This window comes from Nocardia aurea (genome assembly GCF_003123685.1).
Taxonomy (GTDB): domain Bacteria; phylum Actinomycetota; class Actinomycetes; order Mycobacteriales; family Mycobacteriaceae; genus Nocardia; species Nocardia aurea.
The window spans coordinates 12141-27005 of record NZ_QCYJ01000091.1; the positions used below are offsets into that span (position 1 = coordinate 12141).

14 protein-coding genes are annotated in these 14865 nt (G+C 67.6%); 7 read left to right on the forward strand and 7 right to left on the reverse strand.

Features of this window, described 5'->3' with window-relative positions; genetic code table 11:
- Window positions 1-64: 64 nt before the first annotated feature.
- The 4 genes from DAT37_RS18810 to DAT37_RS18825 form a co-directional block, all read right to left on the reverse strand.
- Entirely contained in the window at window positions 65-901 is an 837-nt protein-coding gene (locus DAT37_RS18810; protein WP_109526113.1) for a carbonic anhydrase, read from the reverse strand.
- A gap of 456 nt (window positions 902-1357) precedes the next feature.
- Window positions 1358-1654, reverse strand: a complete 297-nt coding sequence (locus DAT37_RS18815; protein ID WP_157978543.1) for a hypothetical protein — start codon at window positions 1652-1654, stop codon at window positions 1358-1360.
- Between the two features lie 115 nt (window positions 1655-1769).
- Window positions 1770-2810: an NAD(P)H-dependent amine dehydrogenase family protein gene (locus tag DAT37_RS18820; protein ID WP_109526115.1), complete on the reverse strand. Its 1041-nt coding sequence runs from the start codon at window positions 2808-2810 to the stop codon at window positions 1770-1772.
- Window positions 2811-2962: 152 nt separating this feature from the next.
- Complete coding sequence (locus tag DAT37_RS18825; protein WP_109526188.1) at window positions 2963-3700, reverse strand: SDR family oxidoreductase; 738 nt, start codon at window positions 3698-3700, stop codon at window positions 2963-2965.
- Window positions 3701-4160: 460 nt separating this feature from the next.
- Between DAT37_RS18825 and DAT37_RS18830 the strand changes: the two genes are divergently transcribed.
- Window positions 4161-6047 (forward strand): AMP-dependent synthetase/ligase, encoded by a 1887-nt coding sequence (locus DAT37_RS18830; RefSeq protein WP_109526116.1) that lies wholly within the window; start codon window positions 4161-4163, stop codon window positions 6045-6047.
- Between the two features lie 130 nt (window positions 6048-6177).
- Here DAT37_RS18830 and DAT37_RS18835 read toward each other — a convergent pair whose 3' ends face one another.
- Window positions 6178-6843, reverse strand: a complete 666-nt coding sequence (locus DAT37_RS18835) for a class I SAM-dependent methyltransferase (protein ID WP_232839848.1) — start codon at window positions 6841-6843, stop codon at window positions 6178-6180.
- Window positions 6844-7077: 234 nt separating this feature from the next.
- Here DAT37_RS18835 and DAT37_RS18840 point away from each other — a divergent pair, with 234 nt between their 5' ends.
- Complete coding sequence (locus DAT37_RS18840) at window positions 7078-7785, forward strand: hypothetical protein (RefSeq protein WP_109526117.1); 708 nt, start codon at window positions 7078-7080, stop codon at window positions 7783-7785.
- Between the two features lie 3 nt (window positions 7786-7788).
- Here the strand turns inward: DAT37_RS18840 and DAT37_RS18845 are convergent, their stop codons facing one another.
- A complete protein-coding gene (locus DAT37_RS18845) occupies window positions 7789-8574 on the reverse strand; it encodes an IclR family transcriptional regulator (protein ID WP_232839849.1) in 786 nt (261 codons plus the stop codon).
- A gap of 125 nt (window positions 8575-8699) precedes the next feature.
- On the opposite strand from DAT37_RS18845, the gene DAT37_RS18850 reads away from it, so the two are divergent.
- From DAT37_RS18850 to DAT37_RS18870, 5 genes are read left to right on the forward strand one after another with little or no spacing between them, the layout of a single operon-like run.
- Entirely contained in the window at window positions 8700-9188 is a 489-nt protein-coding gene (locus tag DAT37_RS18850; RefSeq protein WP_157978544.1) for a flavin reductase family protein, read from the forward strand.
- On the forward strand, window positions 9185-10456 hold the full coding sequence (locus DAT37_RS18855) for an acyl-CoA dehydrogenase family protein (RefSeq protein ID WP_232839850.1): 1272 nt from the start codon (window positions 9185-9187) through the stop codon (window positions 10454-10456). The genes DAT37_RS18850 and DAT37_RS18855 overlap by 4 nt, the downstream gene beginning before the upstream one ends.
- Window positions 10456-11844, forward strand: coding sequence for an aldehyde dehydrogenase family protein (locus tag DAT37_RS18860; RefSeq protein ID WP_109526120.1), 1389 nt, complete (start codon window positions 10456-10458; stop codon window positions 11842-11844). Before DAT37_RS18855 ends, DAT37_RS18860 begins: the two co-directional genes overlap by 1 nt.
- Window positions 11841-12980: an FAD-dependent oxidoreductase gene (locus DAT37_RS18865; protein ID WP_109526121.1), complete on the forward strand. Its 1140-nt coding sequence runs from the start codon at window positions 11841-11843 to the stop codon at window positions 12978-12980. The genes DAT37_RS18860 and DAT37_RS18865 overlap by 4 nt, the downstream gene beginning before the upstream one ends.
- Before the next feature lie 13 nt (window positions 12981-12993).
- Complete coding sequence (locus DAT37_RS18870) at window positions 12994-14406, forward strand: aldehyde dehydrogenase family protein (protein ID WP_109526191.1); 1413 nt, start codon at window positions 12994-12996, stop codon at window positions 14404-14406.
- 15 nt (window positions 14407-14421) lie between these two features.
- Here DAT37_RS18870 and DAT37_RS18875 read toward each other — a convergent pair whose 3' ends face one another.
- Complete coding sequence (locus DAT37_RS18875; RefSeq protein ID WP_157978545.1) at window positions 14422-14715, reverse strand: Dabb family protein; 294 nt, start codon at window positions 14713-14715, stop codon at window positions 14422-14424.
- Window positions 14716-14865 lie beyond the last annotated feature (150 nt).

The following is a 14865-nucleotide window of genomic DNA, read 5'->3' on the forward strand; positions in this document are numbered from 1 at the left end:
TGGACACAAGGACCGAACAGACGTCGTCGGCGAGGGCGGTGGGGGCGTGGACGAGGGTGCCGCGTTACCCTCCGGCGAGCACTACCGGTCGACCGTTGAGTGCCTGGGCGGGGCGGTTGGTGTGCGGGAATCGCGCGCGGTAGCGGTCGAGTTCGTCCTGGGTCACCGTCACCGGGTGACGCAGGACGGTCCAGGCCACTCCTTCGGTGCACGGTGGCGTGGTGAGCGAGCCTTCGTAGCGGAACTGGGCGTGGTCGCCCGGCAGGACGGTGCGCAGATCGACGGCGCCGACGGCGCGCGTCGCCCCGGCCCGTGGCAGTTCGGCCAGTACCTCGGTCAAGGCCGATCGCTGGCCCGCCACTTCCAGCAGGACCGCGAGGACGGCGACCGCGCCACTGTCCGCGACATGGACCAGGTGCATTTCCATCGCGGCGCCGACTCCGTCGACGATGTGCTCGCTCGGTGCGTGGAAGTGGAACTGGGTCAGGGCGAAGCGTTGTCCGTCGACGACGATGGTGTGGCCCGCGCCGACGGGTAGGTTCGCTTGGATCGTATGACCGTTGTTGACCAGCTCGAGCGATCGAACCGATCCGTATTCGATATCGATGTGTTCGGCGGGCTCGACGCGCGTCGGATGGCCGAGGTCGATCGGGGATTGCCTGTCGCCGGTGCCGCAGGCGCTGTACCGGCCGTCGATCACCGGCCAGCGCACGGGGCCGTCGGCGTCGTAATCCCAGTGGGGCGCACCGGCTTCGGGATGTCGCTCGACCTCCGGACCGGATCTCGCGCCGATGGCGCCGCAACCGGGAAGTGCCAGCAGGGCTGCCGCGACGAGCGCGCGGCGGCGGGTGATCCCGGCACAGGCGCCCGAGGTGGGGGAAGTGTTGGACGGGAGTGACATCGGAGACTCCTAGCGAGGATGCGCGTCGCCGTTTCACGGAGTCGTGGTGTGCGCCGGGACAGCGCGAGGCACACGGACGACACGCGGCGTTACCTGACGCGGATCGCGGAGTCGAATACCCGAAATCGAGCGAACGAGATTGCGGAACAGTATGTTTCGCGATTCGCGCCGCAGTCAGACTAACGCGGGGGCCATGTCTCCGACAGAGGGTCGTAGGGCGACCTACATCACAGCCGATGCCCGTATAGCGGATCCTGTTCTCGCAGAGAGTGAACGGAGTGGCCGCGACGACGTCGGCGCGGCCACCGAGGGCGGGCCACGGTCACAGACCGCCTGTGGCCCGAACTCCATCCGGGAATGCCACGTCGAATTCCCGGGAAATGTTCGATCGGTCACGAGCTCGACGCTTCTCGCGTTCGAGAATCTCGTCGTACGCACCGCGGTGACCACACGACGTCAGCTGGGCGGGCCCATCGTGATCGTGCGAATCCTGTTGCGGGCCTGTTCGGCCGCCGAGCTGTTGTCGCTGGCGCCGACGACCTCGATGAAGGTCCTCGACCCCTGCGGCAAGCAGGTGACCAGTACCGCGACACCGGATCCGTCGAGGTCGCCCGCACCGCCGATATGCGGATCGGACGAGAAGGTCACCGCCAGACCGGTCTCCCGGATCGCGAATTCCGCGTCCCGGAGAGCGTCCGCCTGCGACTTGGCCCGAGTATCGGAACCGACGTGAATAGCTGGAGTTTGCGCCATGATGGTCTCCTCACCAGAGATGTGATTTCTGTTCTTGCGCGTATCCATCGTCCGGTTCGGAGCACAGGCCGGGCTAGGGTATTCCGCTACTCCATTCGCGCGACCGATCGGCGTCTCAGTCGTGCTGCCAGATCCCCGCGAGCGCGACGACCAGGCCGACGTCCTTCAGGCCGAGGATTCCCGCCGGGGCGGCGGCGACGTCGAGCACGGCACTGACCGCAGGCATCGCGGTCATGGTGTCCCACTCGTGGTTGCCCCAGGTGTCGGGCGGGATGAAGCGGATGCGGGTGTCGACTTCGGGTTCGCCCTTGATGACGACATGGTAGTGATCGTCGAGGAAGTCCCAGTCAGCGTTCAGTTGTTTGGTGAGGTACCAGGCGACCTTGGATTGCACCACGGTCTTGCCGTTCGCCTTACCGTTCCACCCGGCGCGGATGGCGGCGATGGTGTCCTTCTCCATACAGAACCAGCCCAGGTCGACCTTTTCCGAGGCGGTCGCGTGTTCGATGAAGAATTCCATGTCGTCGAGTTCGTATCCGAGCGTGACCGCCATCCGCTGGACGGCGTCGTGGAAGGTGCTCAGCCACATCTTGGCGATCTCGATCACCTGGGGTGTCGCCTCGGGCAGCGACATGCCCAGCGCCTGCCAGGTCTCGGCGGATTCGTAGACCGAGACATCGGCGGATTCGGCGATCGAGACCATCTGCACATCGCGGCACACCGCGGTCATCGCGGCGGTCATCGTGTTGATCCACCCGGGGTTGATGCCCGAGATGTAGAGCGAGCTGTTGCCGCGTTCGCACGCTTGCTCGAGCCGCGCCTTGGTCTCGCCCTGGATCCCGCCGACGTTCAGGAAGAGGTTCGTGCTGATGACGTCGAGGCCGCTCTCCAGCAGCCGCACGGCGTGGTCGAGGTCGGCCATGAAGGGGGTGTACAGGACGGTGTCGGCACCGAGGGCGAGTAGTTCGTCGATATCCCTGGTGGCGAGCACGCCGGTGTCGGGACGACCGCACAGCGGTCCGGCGTCGGTGCCCGCTTTGTCGTCGGAATAGGCGTAGACGCCCGCCAGTTCGAGTCGTGGATCGTCGAGAATCCCCCGCAGACTGAGTTTGCCGACCTTACCCGTGGTCCATTGAATGACGCGTAACGTGCCCATCGATCTCTTTCCGCGCGTTTCGACCGCCTCGATGCGGCCGAGGCCGGGCGGTGACCCAGGTCACCGCCCGCGTTTCCGAGCTTTACACATCCGGTCTCATTTGTCACTCTGTGACATTTTTCGACCGGTCGCCGGAAACCGCTTCCGCCCGTTCACACTTTCTGGAGCCAGTCCCGGTAGTGGGTGGGCGCCAGGTGCGCGTCCGGGCCCGCGGTGAGTACGTCGCCGGTGACGGCCGCGAACATTCCGGCCTCGTCGTCGGTGACGACGGTCCGGTCGTCGTGATGCGCCGCCAGGGTGACCCGGCCGAGTTCGTCGAGGGGGAAGACGTCGGGGCCGGCGACATTCCTGATTCCCAGCAGCGGCTCACCCGTCGCGACCTCGATGACCGCGTCGACGATGTCGGCGGCGGCGATCGGCTGGAGGCGGGTGGTGGGCAGGTGGACGGTGTCACCGTCGGCGGTCCAGTCCATGACCGCGTCGACGAATTCGAAGAATTGGGTCGCGCGGACGATGGAGTACGGGGTCGGCCCCTGTCTGAGCAGTTCCTCCTGCATGGCCTTGGCGCGGTAGTAGTCGAGTTGGGGGACCTGGTCCACCCCGACGATCGACAGGACGACCTGGTGCCGGACTCCGGCCCGCTCCCCCGCCCTGAGCAGGTTGTTCATCGAGGTGCGGAAGAAGTCGATGGACGCCTCGTCGAATGTCGGCGAATTGGCCAGGTCGATCACGACATCCGCGCCGGCCAGCGCACGGTCGAGCCCCTCGCCGGTGATCAGGTCCACGCCGGTGGACGGCGCCGCGGGGACCGCCTGGTGCCCGGCCTCGGTCAACTTCCGCACCACCTGGGAGCCGATTCGTCCGGTACCGCCGATGACTGTGAGCTTCATGATTCGCACCTTTCACGACGTGCCGCCGGCACGCCGGGGTTCGTGGAGATCGGTTGCGCTGACGTCGGAAGTCCTTTTCGTGGCCCACCCGGACCGTATCCGCTCTCACTCGCCGTCCGGCCCGAGCGGTCGACCACCAGCTGCCGATACAGCATCCCATCGGCACATAGATGACGCCACGGGTCTGCCGGATGGCGACCGGTTCGAGACCTTCCCACCGCGATCCCCTCGGCGACGGATCGCCCCGGGGGCGGGGACGCTTCCGGCCATCGATCCGGACATCGGATCATTAAGTTAATAGAGGTTCACAGCAAGATCGCCGATTCTGCACCGCACGTCGATGAATCAATCGAACGCTCTAAATGCTAGACGACTCGAGCTTTCGAGCTCGTTCAGGTCCGGACCGAACGTCAATAAGTTACTCTTTGTTCCTTCAAGATTGATCGGACGAAGGGGTGCGATGCGCGGTCGGGAGCGGTTCTTCGCGTTTCAGCACAGCCTGGGTTACCCGGTCTACACGCTCCCGGAGGCCTTCCAGGCCACGCAGTCGGTGCAGCCGGAGGCGATCGCGCTGCGGGTGAGCGGCGGCAGGGAATACAGCTGGCGGGAATACGCGCGCGAGGTCCGGCGGATCACGGCGGGCCTGGCCGCGCTCGACATCCGCTTCGGCGACACCGTCGGCATCATGCTGACCAATCGGCCCGAATTCCACCTCGTCGACACCGCCGCACTGCACGTCGGGGCGACCCCGTTCTCGATCTACAACACGCTGCCGCCCGCGCAGATCGCCTACATCTGCGCGAACGCGGGCAACCGGATCATGATCACCGAACAGCAGTTCCTGCCGAGGCTGCTCCAGTCCGGTGTCGCCTTCGACCACATCATCTGCGTGGACGGGCTCTCCCCCGGTGTCATGTCACTCGCGCAACTGGTGAGCATGTCGGCCCCCGACTTCGATTTCGAGGCACGCTGGCGTGAGGTCCGCCCCGACGACCTGGCCACCATCAGCTACACCTCGGGAACGACGGGCCCGCCCAAGGGCGTCGAGCTGACCCACGGCAATATCCTCGCCCAGCTCGTCGGCCTCGGCGAACACCTGCCTGCCGATCACGGCGATCGGATCGTGTCCTATCTGCCCGCGGCACATATCGCCGACCGCATCACCGCGCACTACGCGGGCATGGTGCGGGGTATCCAGGTGACGTCGGTCGCCGACCCGCACCTGATGGCCGCCGTCCTCCCGGAAGTGCGCCCCACGGTGCTCTTCGGGGTGCCGAGGGTATGGCAGAAGGCGCGCGCCGCGATCGAATCGCGCATCGATGCCGAACCCGGTCACGCCAGGAAGGCACTCGCCGTCTGGGCATTCGAGATCGGTCGCCGCGCCGCGGACGCGGAGACCCGACGTGTGCCGCGTTACCGGCGGCTGCCGGTCCGCCGCCGGATCGCCGATGCCCTCGTGTTGTCGCGGGTCCGCCGACAGTTGGGCATGGACAGCATTCGGTTCGCGGCATCGGGCGCCGCCCCGGTGTCGGCGGATCTGCTCGCGTATTTCGCGGGTCTGGGCATCCGGCTGACCCAGGTGTGGGGACTGTCGGAGGCGGCCGGGGTCAGTACGACCACGACACTGGACGATCCGGCCTTCGGCAGCGTCGGCAGACCCGTGCACGGGACCGAGATCGCCCTGGCCGCCGACGGCGAGATCATGGTTCGCGGCCCCATGGTCATGCTCGGATACCACCGCGATCCCGAGACCACCGCGCGCGCGTTTCGCGCCGGGAATTGGCTCGCCACAGGCGATCTCGGAACCGTGGATGCCGCGGGAAACCTGTTCGTCGTCGGGCGCAAGAGCGAGATGATCATCAACGACGCGGGAAAGAACATCGCGCCCTCCGCCATCGAGAACGCGATCAAGGCCGCGTCCTTCCTGATCGGGCACGTCATGGTCATCGGCGAGGCCAGGCCGTACCTGACCGCGCTGATCACCCTCGACCCGGACGCCATCGCGGCGGACGCGGCCGCCGCGGGCGTGCTCGCCGCCGATATCGACATCCTCGTCCACCGACCCGGAATCCGCGAGAAGGTCGTGGCCGCGGTCCGCGACGGCAACGCCACGGTGTCACGCCCGGAACAGGTGAAGCGTTTCATTCTGCTCGACCACGCCTGGACTCCCGGCGACGAGGAGCTCACCCCGAAGATGTCGCTGCGTCGCTACGTGGTCGAGCGCAATTACGCCGCCGCGATCGAATCGCTCTACGCGAATCCGCTCGCGCCCGGGGTCGTCGATGTCGCCGTACGACAGTCGATGCCGTCACCTCCGCGTCGGGTCAGGCGTCACAAGCGGCGCTGACGACACGAGGCGGAGTGCGACCGGTAGGTGAGTTCTGTGGCGCGACGGATACGGTTCGACGCCACCGCACGTTCGGTCCGAGGCGATCCAACCCCTACCGACGCGGGGGTTGTCGATCGACTCGCGCCGATCACCTCGATACACGGGTGATCGCGGCGAGCCAGGCGGGTGCGCCGTTGTCGTGGAATCTGGTATGGATCCGGTCGCGTTCGATCGTGACGACTTTCCAGCCTCGCTCCGGGGCGAAGGCGGTCTCCAGTTCGTCGCGTCGGACCGGGTGCGGACCGGTCTCCGTGCCCTCGTCGCTGAAACACAGCACGTACAGCGTGGCGCCCGGTTCGGTCACCGCGGCCAGGCTGTCCACGTACGGCGCGCGCTCGTCCGTGTCGAAGGTGTGGAACAGCCCGGAGTCCAGGACGGTGTCGAAGGTGCGGCCGAGCCGTTGCAGCGCGAACGCGTCGGCGATCGTGAATTCGACTGTGATACCGCGACTTTCGGCCTGTTCGCGCGCCATTTCCAAGGCGGTTTCGGCGATGTCGACGCCGAGCACCGACAATCCCGAGGCGGCCAGGTGCATGGCGTTCGCGCCGGTGCCGCAGCCCGCGTCGAGGACGGCTCCGGCGAAGCCGCCGTCCGATGCGATCCGCACCACCGCGGGCTGCGGGCCGCCGATATCCCACGGCGCGGGACCGTCGCGGTAGGAGGCGTCCCAGGACAGGCCGGTCATGCGTTCGTGGCCGGTCGGAGTGCGACCGTCGAACGGGTCGTCCGCGAAGGCTCCCGGCTGCTCGGACATCCGACCTCTCTCCGACCGACACCGCCGCCGAATCGCCGGACGCGTATTCGCGGATCTCGGTCTTCCCGTGTACCCGATTATCCACCGCGCCCGGTCGGGATCCGGTCACGGTCGGCTCCGGTTGCCGATTGTTTCTTACAGGGATACGTTGTCTCCATTCGGACATCTGCTCCGGCGGACCCGCCCCGGCGCCGCGGATCCGCCTCGCGCCACCTTCGCTCGTAGAGGATTGATATGGGATCGCATCCGCACGGCTGGTGGATCATCGTGCACATCGTGTTGTTCGTCTTCTGGCTCGGCGGCGACCTCGGCGTGTTCTATTCGAGCCGGTATGTCATCGACCCGGCGCTCACGCCCGGCGCCAGGGCGACGGCGCTGCACATCATGAGCGGTGTGGATCTCGCGCCCAAGGTCTGCCTGGTGCTGTTCCTGCCGAGCGGGGTCACCCTGATGGCGTTGGACCCGCACGGGGCGACGCTGTTCGGTGTCGCGCTGTTTCCCTGGTGGATCGTCGGCGGCACATGGATATTCGCGGCGGGCTGGCTCACGCTGACGGTCATCCAGCATCGGACGCACGGACGGTTCAGGGCCGTGCTGTGGACCGATCTCGGGATCAGATACGCGGTGGTGTTCGCGCTCACCGCGTGCGGCGTCTACACCGTCGCGGTAGACGAACCGTTCGGCGTCACCACCGAGCCGCGCTGGCTCGGCGCGAAGATCCTGCTGTACGCGGCATCCATCGCCGCCGGACTCGGTATCCGAATGACGTTGCGCCCCTTCGGTCCCGCGTTCGGCGCGCTGATGACGACCGGCTCGACCGACGAGGTGGAACGCGCCATCCGGCGCAGCGTCGACGGCTGCCTGCCCTACGTCTGGACGATCTGGGGCAGTGTGCTCGCCGCCGCCGCGCTCGGCGTGCTCAAACCGGGCGCGAACCTCTGAATATCAACCCGCGTAACCCAATTGCGCCGAGATCGCACGCCCGGATTTGAGCAGGATCGGGACGAATTCGTCGATGCGGGGCTCGAAGCGCGACAGCGGGGCGCAGACGCTGATGGCCGCCATGACGCCGCCGTCGTGATCGAGGATGGGCGCCGCGATCGAGGCCGCGCCGATCTGGCGTTCGCCGAGCGAGATCGCGTATCCGCGTTTGCGGGTCGCGGTCAGTTCGGTGCGCAGGGCGGTGCGGCTGGTGATGGTGTCGTCGGTGAAGGCGACCAGGTCCTGCCTGCGCAGGTAGTCGTCGATGTCCTGTTTGCCGAGGTAGGCCAGGATCACCTTCGACGAACTGCCCGCGTAGAGCGGATACGGAACGCCCAGAGACACTTCCACGCGCAGCTCGTGATCGGGCACCACCTGGTCTACGTACATTCTCGTGTCGCCGCGACGGATCGACAGTGTCACCGTCTCGCCGGTCAGCGACGCCAGGCGGCGCAACTCGGGCGCGGCCATGATGCGTAAATCGGTGCGCGCCATGTACGCCCGGCCGAGCGCGATGGCGGCATGGCCGAGGGTGTAGCGCCGCGTGGACGGTTCGAACGCGATCAGGTCGCGGTTGCGCAGCGCGGTGAGGATGCGATGGACAGCCGCCTTGGTGATGCCGAGTTCGGTGGCGATCTCGGTGACGCCGAGGTCGGCGCGGCCGGAGCGGCCGAACAGCAGCAGGACGTCCATGGCGCGCTCGACTGCGGCGATGGATCGACTGGGACTTTCGGGTTCACTGACTGCCACTCGGCCAGTGTAAGCAGGAAATTTCCCTATGGGAAACGGACGACACACCCGTTCCCCTTGCACGAACCGATACCTAACGTTACGTTGTGGGAGACAGTGTTTCGACTAACGAAACGAGATACGCGGTGGATCCCACATTCTTCCGGGCGGTCCTGGCGCAATGGGCCAGCGGCGTCACCGTGGTGACCACGGTCGGCAACGGTGACGGCCGCAGATACGGCATGACGGCCAGTTCTTTCAGCAGCGTCGCCGTCGACCCACCGCTGATCTCGGTCTGCCTGGCCTCGGCGGGCACCACGTACCGGATGATCCGGCGCAGCGGCGTCTTCGCCGTGAATATGCTCGGCCACGATCACCGCGATATCAGCGACCGATTCGCGACCCCGGAAATCGCAGGCAGGGACCGTTTCGCGAACGGCGATTGGGATACAGCCTGGACCGGATCCCCCGTGCTGGCCGATTCGCTGGCCTGGCTGGACTGCGTCGTCACAGCCTGTCATCCGGCCGGTGATCACACCATACTGCTCGGATCGGTGCAGGACGCGGCGACGCCGCGGTCAGCCGCTCCCCTGCTCTACCACGCCCGCACCTACTACGAGGGACTCGTCAGATGATCGGTGAACGACTTGTCGAAGATATGACCGCGGACGAACGCGACCGCGCGCGGCGGGTGGACTCGATCCTGCCCGTGCTGCGCGCGGCGGCCGACCACGCCGACACCACGGGAACCTTCCCCACGGGCCACGTCGACCTGCTGCGCGACGCAGGCCTGCTCGGCCTGGTCGTGCCGGAGAAATTCGGCGGACTCGGCGGCGGGCTGCGCGATCTGGCCGCCGCCACCTACGCGATGGGCACCGCGTGTCCCTCGACCGCGTTGGCGTACTTCTTCCACAACACCAGCGCCTCGCGCGGCCTGTTACCGCTGGAGGCGATCGACGCCGGACTGTTCGACGCGGACGAGATACCGGTGGTGCGGGCGTTCGCGGAGAAGGTCCTCACGCGTATGGCGGACGGAGTGTGGCTGGCCAATTTCGCCTCCGAATCGGTGAAGACCGAAGCGGCCAACATCACCATCGCCACCACCGCGAGCAAGGTCGACGGCGGCTGGATTCTCAACGGCGAGAAGTCGTTCGGCTGTGCGACCGGCGTCGCCGACTTCTACCTCACCTCGGCCGTACTCGACGGCCACGACACCGCCGACGGTATCGCGACGTTCTTCGTTCCGCGCGAAGCGCCGGGGGTGAGCGTGCGCGCGCCGTGGAACGGGCTCGGTATGCGGGCAACGGCCAACAACGGCATCCGGCTCACCGATGTGTTCATCGCCGACGACGAGGCGCTCGCGGTGCCGGGCGCGTTTCCCAAGATGCTCACCAGGAGCCGGGGCAGTTTCGTCGGGAATCAGCTCGCGATCGCGGCGGTGTACACCGGCTGCGCACAGAACGTCTACGACGAGGCATTGGCCGCCGCCACCTCGAAAACCTTCGCCGACACCGGAAAACCGGTGGCGTCCTCGCCGGTGCACCAGGTGCTGTTCGGCGAAATGACCCGGCAATTGCAGACCGCCTACCTGTGGCTGCGCTACCAGCTCACGGTCGAGACCGCCGAGCCGCCGTTCAAGTCGAAGCAGGATGTCTTCACCCAGTGGCGTCTGGGCAAGGGCTCGGTCACCGAGGCGTGTTTCCAGGTCGCCCTCGGGGCGCTCAAGGCGGGCGGCACGTCCGCGGCGTCCATGCAGGGTTCGGCCGGGCGCGCGCTGCGCGATCTCGCGATGGGCCTGGTCATGACCTTTCCCGCCGAACGCGGCATGCTCGAGGTCGCCAAGATCGCGACCGAGGCGAAGGCCAACGAACTGTTCGCCACCGCACCGGCCGAGGTGGGCTGATGGATACGCGACTCACGCCGATCACGGATTTCGTCGACGGTGAATGGGGCGAGGCGACCATCGATCTCGGCTTCGACCTGGAAGATCCGGCCACCGGCGCGGCGACCGTCCGCGCGCTCGGCAGTGCGCCCGCGCGTGTCGAGCGCAGTCTCGAAGTGGCCGCGGCGGCGCGCGGGCGGGTCGACCCCGACATGCTCGATGCCATCGCCGACGCGCTGGAACCGGAACTGGACGCGATCGCCGCGCTCGACGCGGTGAGCACCGGGGTGCCGTTGCGCCAGACCGCCCCGCTCGGTGTGATCGTTTCCGGATCGTTTCGCCTTGCCGCACAACAGGTTCGAGACGGCATTCGGCGCGCCGACCGCGATGGTGTCGAGGTGCGTCGCCTGCCGCTGGGGCCGAGTCTGTGTCTGGTGCCGTGGAACGCGCCCGCGCCGATGGCCGCGCACAAGGTGGCCAACGCGCTGGCGGCGGGGTGTCCGGTGATCCTCAAAGCGAGCGAACTGAGCCCGTTCAGCTCGGTGACGGTGGCGAGGGCGATCGCCGCGCATGTGCCGCCCGGCATGTTCCAGCTGGTGCACGGCGGTCCGGAAACCGGGGAACGGCTGGTCTCCGATCCGAGGATCAAGGCCGTGTCGTTCACCGGCGGTGTCGCGGGCGGGCGTGCGGTCGCGACGGCGAGTGCCGCGTTCCTGCGGCCGGTGCAACTCGAACTCGGCGGGCACAATCCGCTGGTCGTGCTGCCCGACGCCGATATCGACACCGCCGCCCGCATGGCCGCCGAACTGCTCACCACCTTGAACGGGCAGTGGTGTCGCGCGTTGGGACGGTTGATCCTGCCCGCACGGGCGGCCGGGGAGATCATGGAGGCGATCGGGGAACGCCTGGGCAAACTCACCGTCGGGCCGCCGCTGGATCCGGCGACCGATCTCGGGCCGCAGATCCATTCACGCCAGACACGCATGCTGCGGGCGGCGATCGCGGATCGCCCTGCCCGGTCCTTCGGTTCGGTGCCCGCGATCGGGAACTACTTCGCGCCCACACTCGTGGAAGAGGATCTTCCCGACGAGGTGTTCGGGCCGGTCGCCGCCGTCGTCACCTACGAGGCGGACACCGATCCAGCCGAGGTGGCCAATGCCGTGCCCTACGGGCTCGAAGGGTATGTCTGCGGTACCGACACCGAGCGGGCGCTGGCGGTGGCGCGCACGATCCGGGCGGGTGAGGTCAAGGTCAACGGCTCGACGATCATGAGTCTGAATCCCATGACTCCGCGTCCGGCGTGGGGACTGTCGGGATTGGGCGAGGAGGGCACGGCGGAAACGCTGCTGTTCTTCACCGGGGCCAGGGTCGTCGGCGTCGAAGGGCGATTCGCCCTGCACACGTCATGAGCACGCCCCACGTGGTGGTCGTCGGCGCGGGTCCGGTCGGTCTGACCGCCGCGCTCACCCTCGCGCGTCGCGGCGTCACCGTGACGGTTCTCGAAGCGGGCGCGGAGCTGGCGGCGGAGTCGCGGGCTTCGACCTTTCATCCGCCCACGCTCGAAATGCTGGACGCGCTCGGCGTCGCGGGCACACTACTCGAACGCGGTATCGTCGCGCCCACCTTCCAGTATCGCGACCGGCGCGGCGGCGAGATCGCGACGTTGGATCTCGCGGTACTCGCGCGCGACACCGCCTTCCCGTTCCGCGTGCAATGCGAACAGAGCAGGCTCACACCGATTCTGCTCGCCGCCCTACCGCCCGAGGTCGAGGTCCGATTCGGGCATCGAGTGCGCGATTGCGTCCCCGGCCCGGATTCGGTGCGCGTGGACACCGATCACGGTTCGCTGCACGCGGGCTGGGTGATCGGCGCGGACGGCGCGCATTCGGCGGTGCGCCGCGCGATCGGCGCTGGATTCGACGGCACCACCTATCCCGAACGGTTCCTCGTCGCCTCGGTGGACGAGGATCTGGACGCGGCACTGCCCGGAATCGCCCCGATCAACTACGTTTTCGATCCGGACGAATGGCTCGTGTTGTTGCGGACGCCGCAGCATTGGCGGGTGCTGCTGCCCACGCCTGCCGACACTCCCGACGAAGCCGAGGCGGCGAGACTGCCCGAACGTCTGCGCGGGGTCGCCGATCTCGGTCGACCGTGGCGGATTCTGCATTCCTCGCTGTATCGGGTGCACCAGCGGGTCACCGATCGGTTCCGGGTGGGTCGGGTGTTGCTCATGGGCGACGCCGCGCACGTGAACAATCCCCTGGGCGGCCTCGGAATGAACAGCGGCATCCACGACGCGGTCGCCCTGTGCACCGCGCTCGCCGACGTCGTCGACGGCGCACCGGACGAGGTGCTGAGCGCGGCGGCTCGGCGACGGCGGGTCGTCGCGGTCGATCATGTGCAACGCACCAGCCACGACAATTGGTCGCGACTGCGTGCGGATGACGGCGCCGAACACGACAGGCTGCGTGCGCTCGCCGCCGATCCGGTCGCGGCGCGGAGTTATCTGCGGCGCGCGTGTCTGATCGATTCGCTGAGCTGAGCCGGTGCCGACGATGTGGATCGAACGCGAGAATCCGGCCCGTCCCGGCGAGATCGTCGGATCGGTGCCGGTCACCGAACCGGCTGCGGTGGCGGCCGTTGTGCGAGGTGCGCACGAGAGTTTCCGCGAGTGGTCACGCCGGCCGATGGCCGAACGGCTGACCGTGTTGGGCGAAGCCGCCGACGTGATCGCCTCCCGCGTACCCGAGTTGGCGCCTCTGCTCGCGCGCGAGTCGGGTAAACCGGTGACCGACTGTCGGGGCGAGATCGGTTTCGCGGTCACCTATCTGCGGTGGGTGTGCGCGAAAGTTTCTGCGGTACTGGCCGGTTCGATGTTCGACGACGATCTGGGCCGTCTGGACCTGGTGGCGCGGCCGTACGGGGTCGTCGCCGCGATCACCCCGTGGAACGCGCCGATCATCCTGTCCATGCTCAAGGTGGCCCCCGCGCTGGCGGCGGGGAATACCGTCGTCCTCAAACCGTCGCCGTTGGCCCCGCTGACCGTGTCGGCGGTGGCGGCACTCCTGCCCGGGACGACCGTCGTGCACGGCGGTCCCGATACCGTGCTCGCGCTCGTCGAGCACGAATCGGTCCGCAAGATCGCGTTCACCGGCGGTGAGGCCGCGGGGCGCGGTATCGCCGCCGCGGCGGGGCGGGCGCTCACGCCGATCCTGCTGGAACTCGGGGGCAACGATCCGGCGATATTCCTCGATGACTTCGCCCTGACGGATGCCGATTACGAGCGGCTCGTGCTGGCGTCGTTCGCGACGGCGGGCCAGGTCTGCATGGCGGCCAAACGCCTCTACGTACCGCGCGCACGCTGTGACGAATTCGTGCATTCCTATCGGGCGGCGGCAGCACGCATCCTGCACGTGGGTGATCCGACCTCGGAGGAGGTCACCATGGGGCCGGTGGTCACGCGCGGTGCGGCGGACCGTGTGAGCGGACTGCTCGCCGATGCGGCGCGGCGCGGCGGGCAGTTGATCCCCTTGGCGTCCGCACCCGAGGGAGACGGCTATTTCCTCACTCCCACACTGGTTCTCGGTTTGTGCGACGATGCCGACCTGGTCCGGCTCGAACAGTTCGGCCCCGCGTTGCCCGTGCTCACCTATGACAGCGAGGACGAGGTCCTCGCCCGCGCCAACGACGGCGAACTCGGACTCGGCGCGTCGGTGTGGTCGGCCGACGAGGATCGGGCCTTCGCCGTCGCCGCGCGCGTCGAGGCGGGCTTCACCTTCGTCAACACGCACAATCGCACCGGTATGTCGCTGCGCGCGCCGTTCGGCGGGATCAAAGGCAGTGGATTCGGGCGCGAATACGCCGAAGAAGGGTTGCGCGAGTACGCGCAGACCGTCGTGCGGCACGCGCCGGCGGCATTCCGGCGGGGCGGGGCGGGGGCGGCGGCCAATGCCTATCCGGCGGGCTGAACCCGCAGGACGCGGTCAGCGCCGGTAGTCGACCACGGCGCGATCGGCCAGGCGCGGCACCAGCCAGGCGGCGAGTTCGAGGTGCGCGGGGTGGGCCTGGTATCCGCGCAGCGCCTCGGCGGAATCGTGCACCGTGGTCATGCACAGGTCGTAGGACACTTCCGTGCCCGCTTCGTCGAGTTCGATGGCGATGGTGCTGATCTGGGGTACCGAGTCCGCCATCTCCAGCAGTTTGCGTTTGGCCTCGGACGCGTCGGACCGCTCGAGGAATTTCATCAGCACGATGTGGTGCAACGAAGAACTGTCCACGCGGATCACACTCCAGATAAGAAACATCGTTTCGAACAGTGGAACGCTACGTTAGCCGACGGGATCGCACCGCGCCAGGCGACGTCCTCGCTCGCCGACTCCGGCGATGACCGGAAAGGTAGGGACATACTCGGCTCGGAACTCCGACAA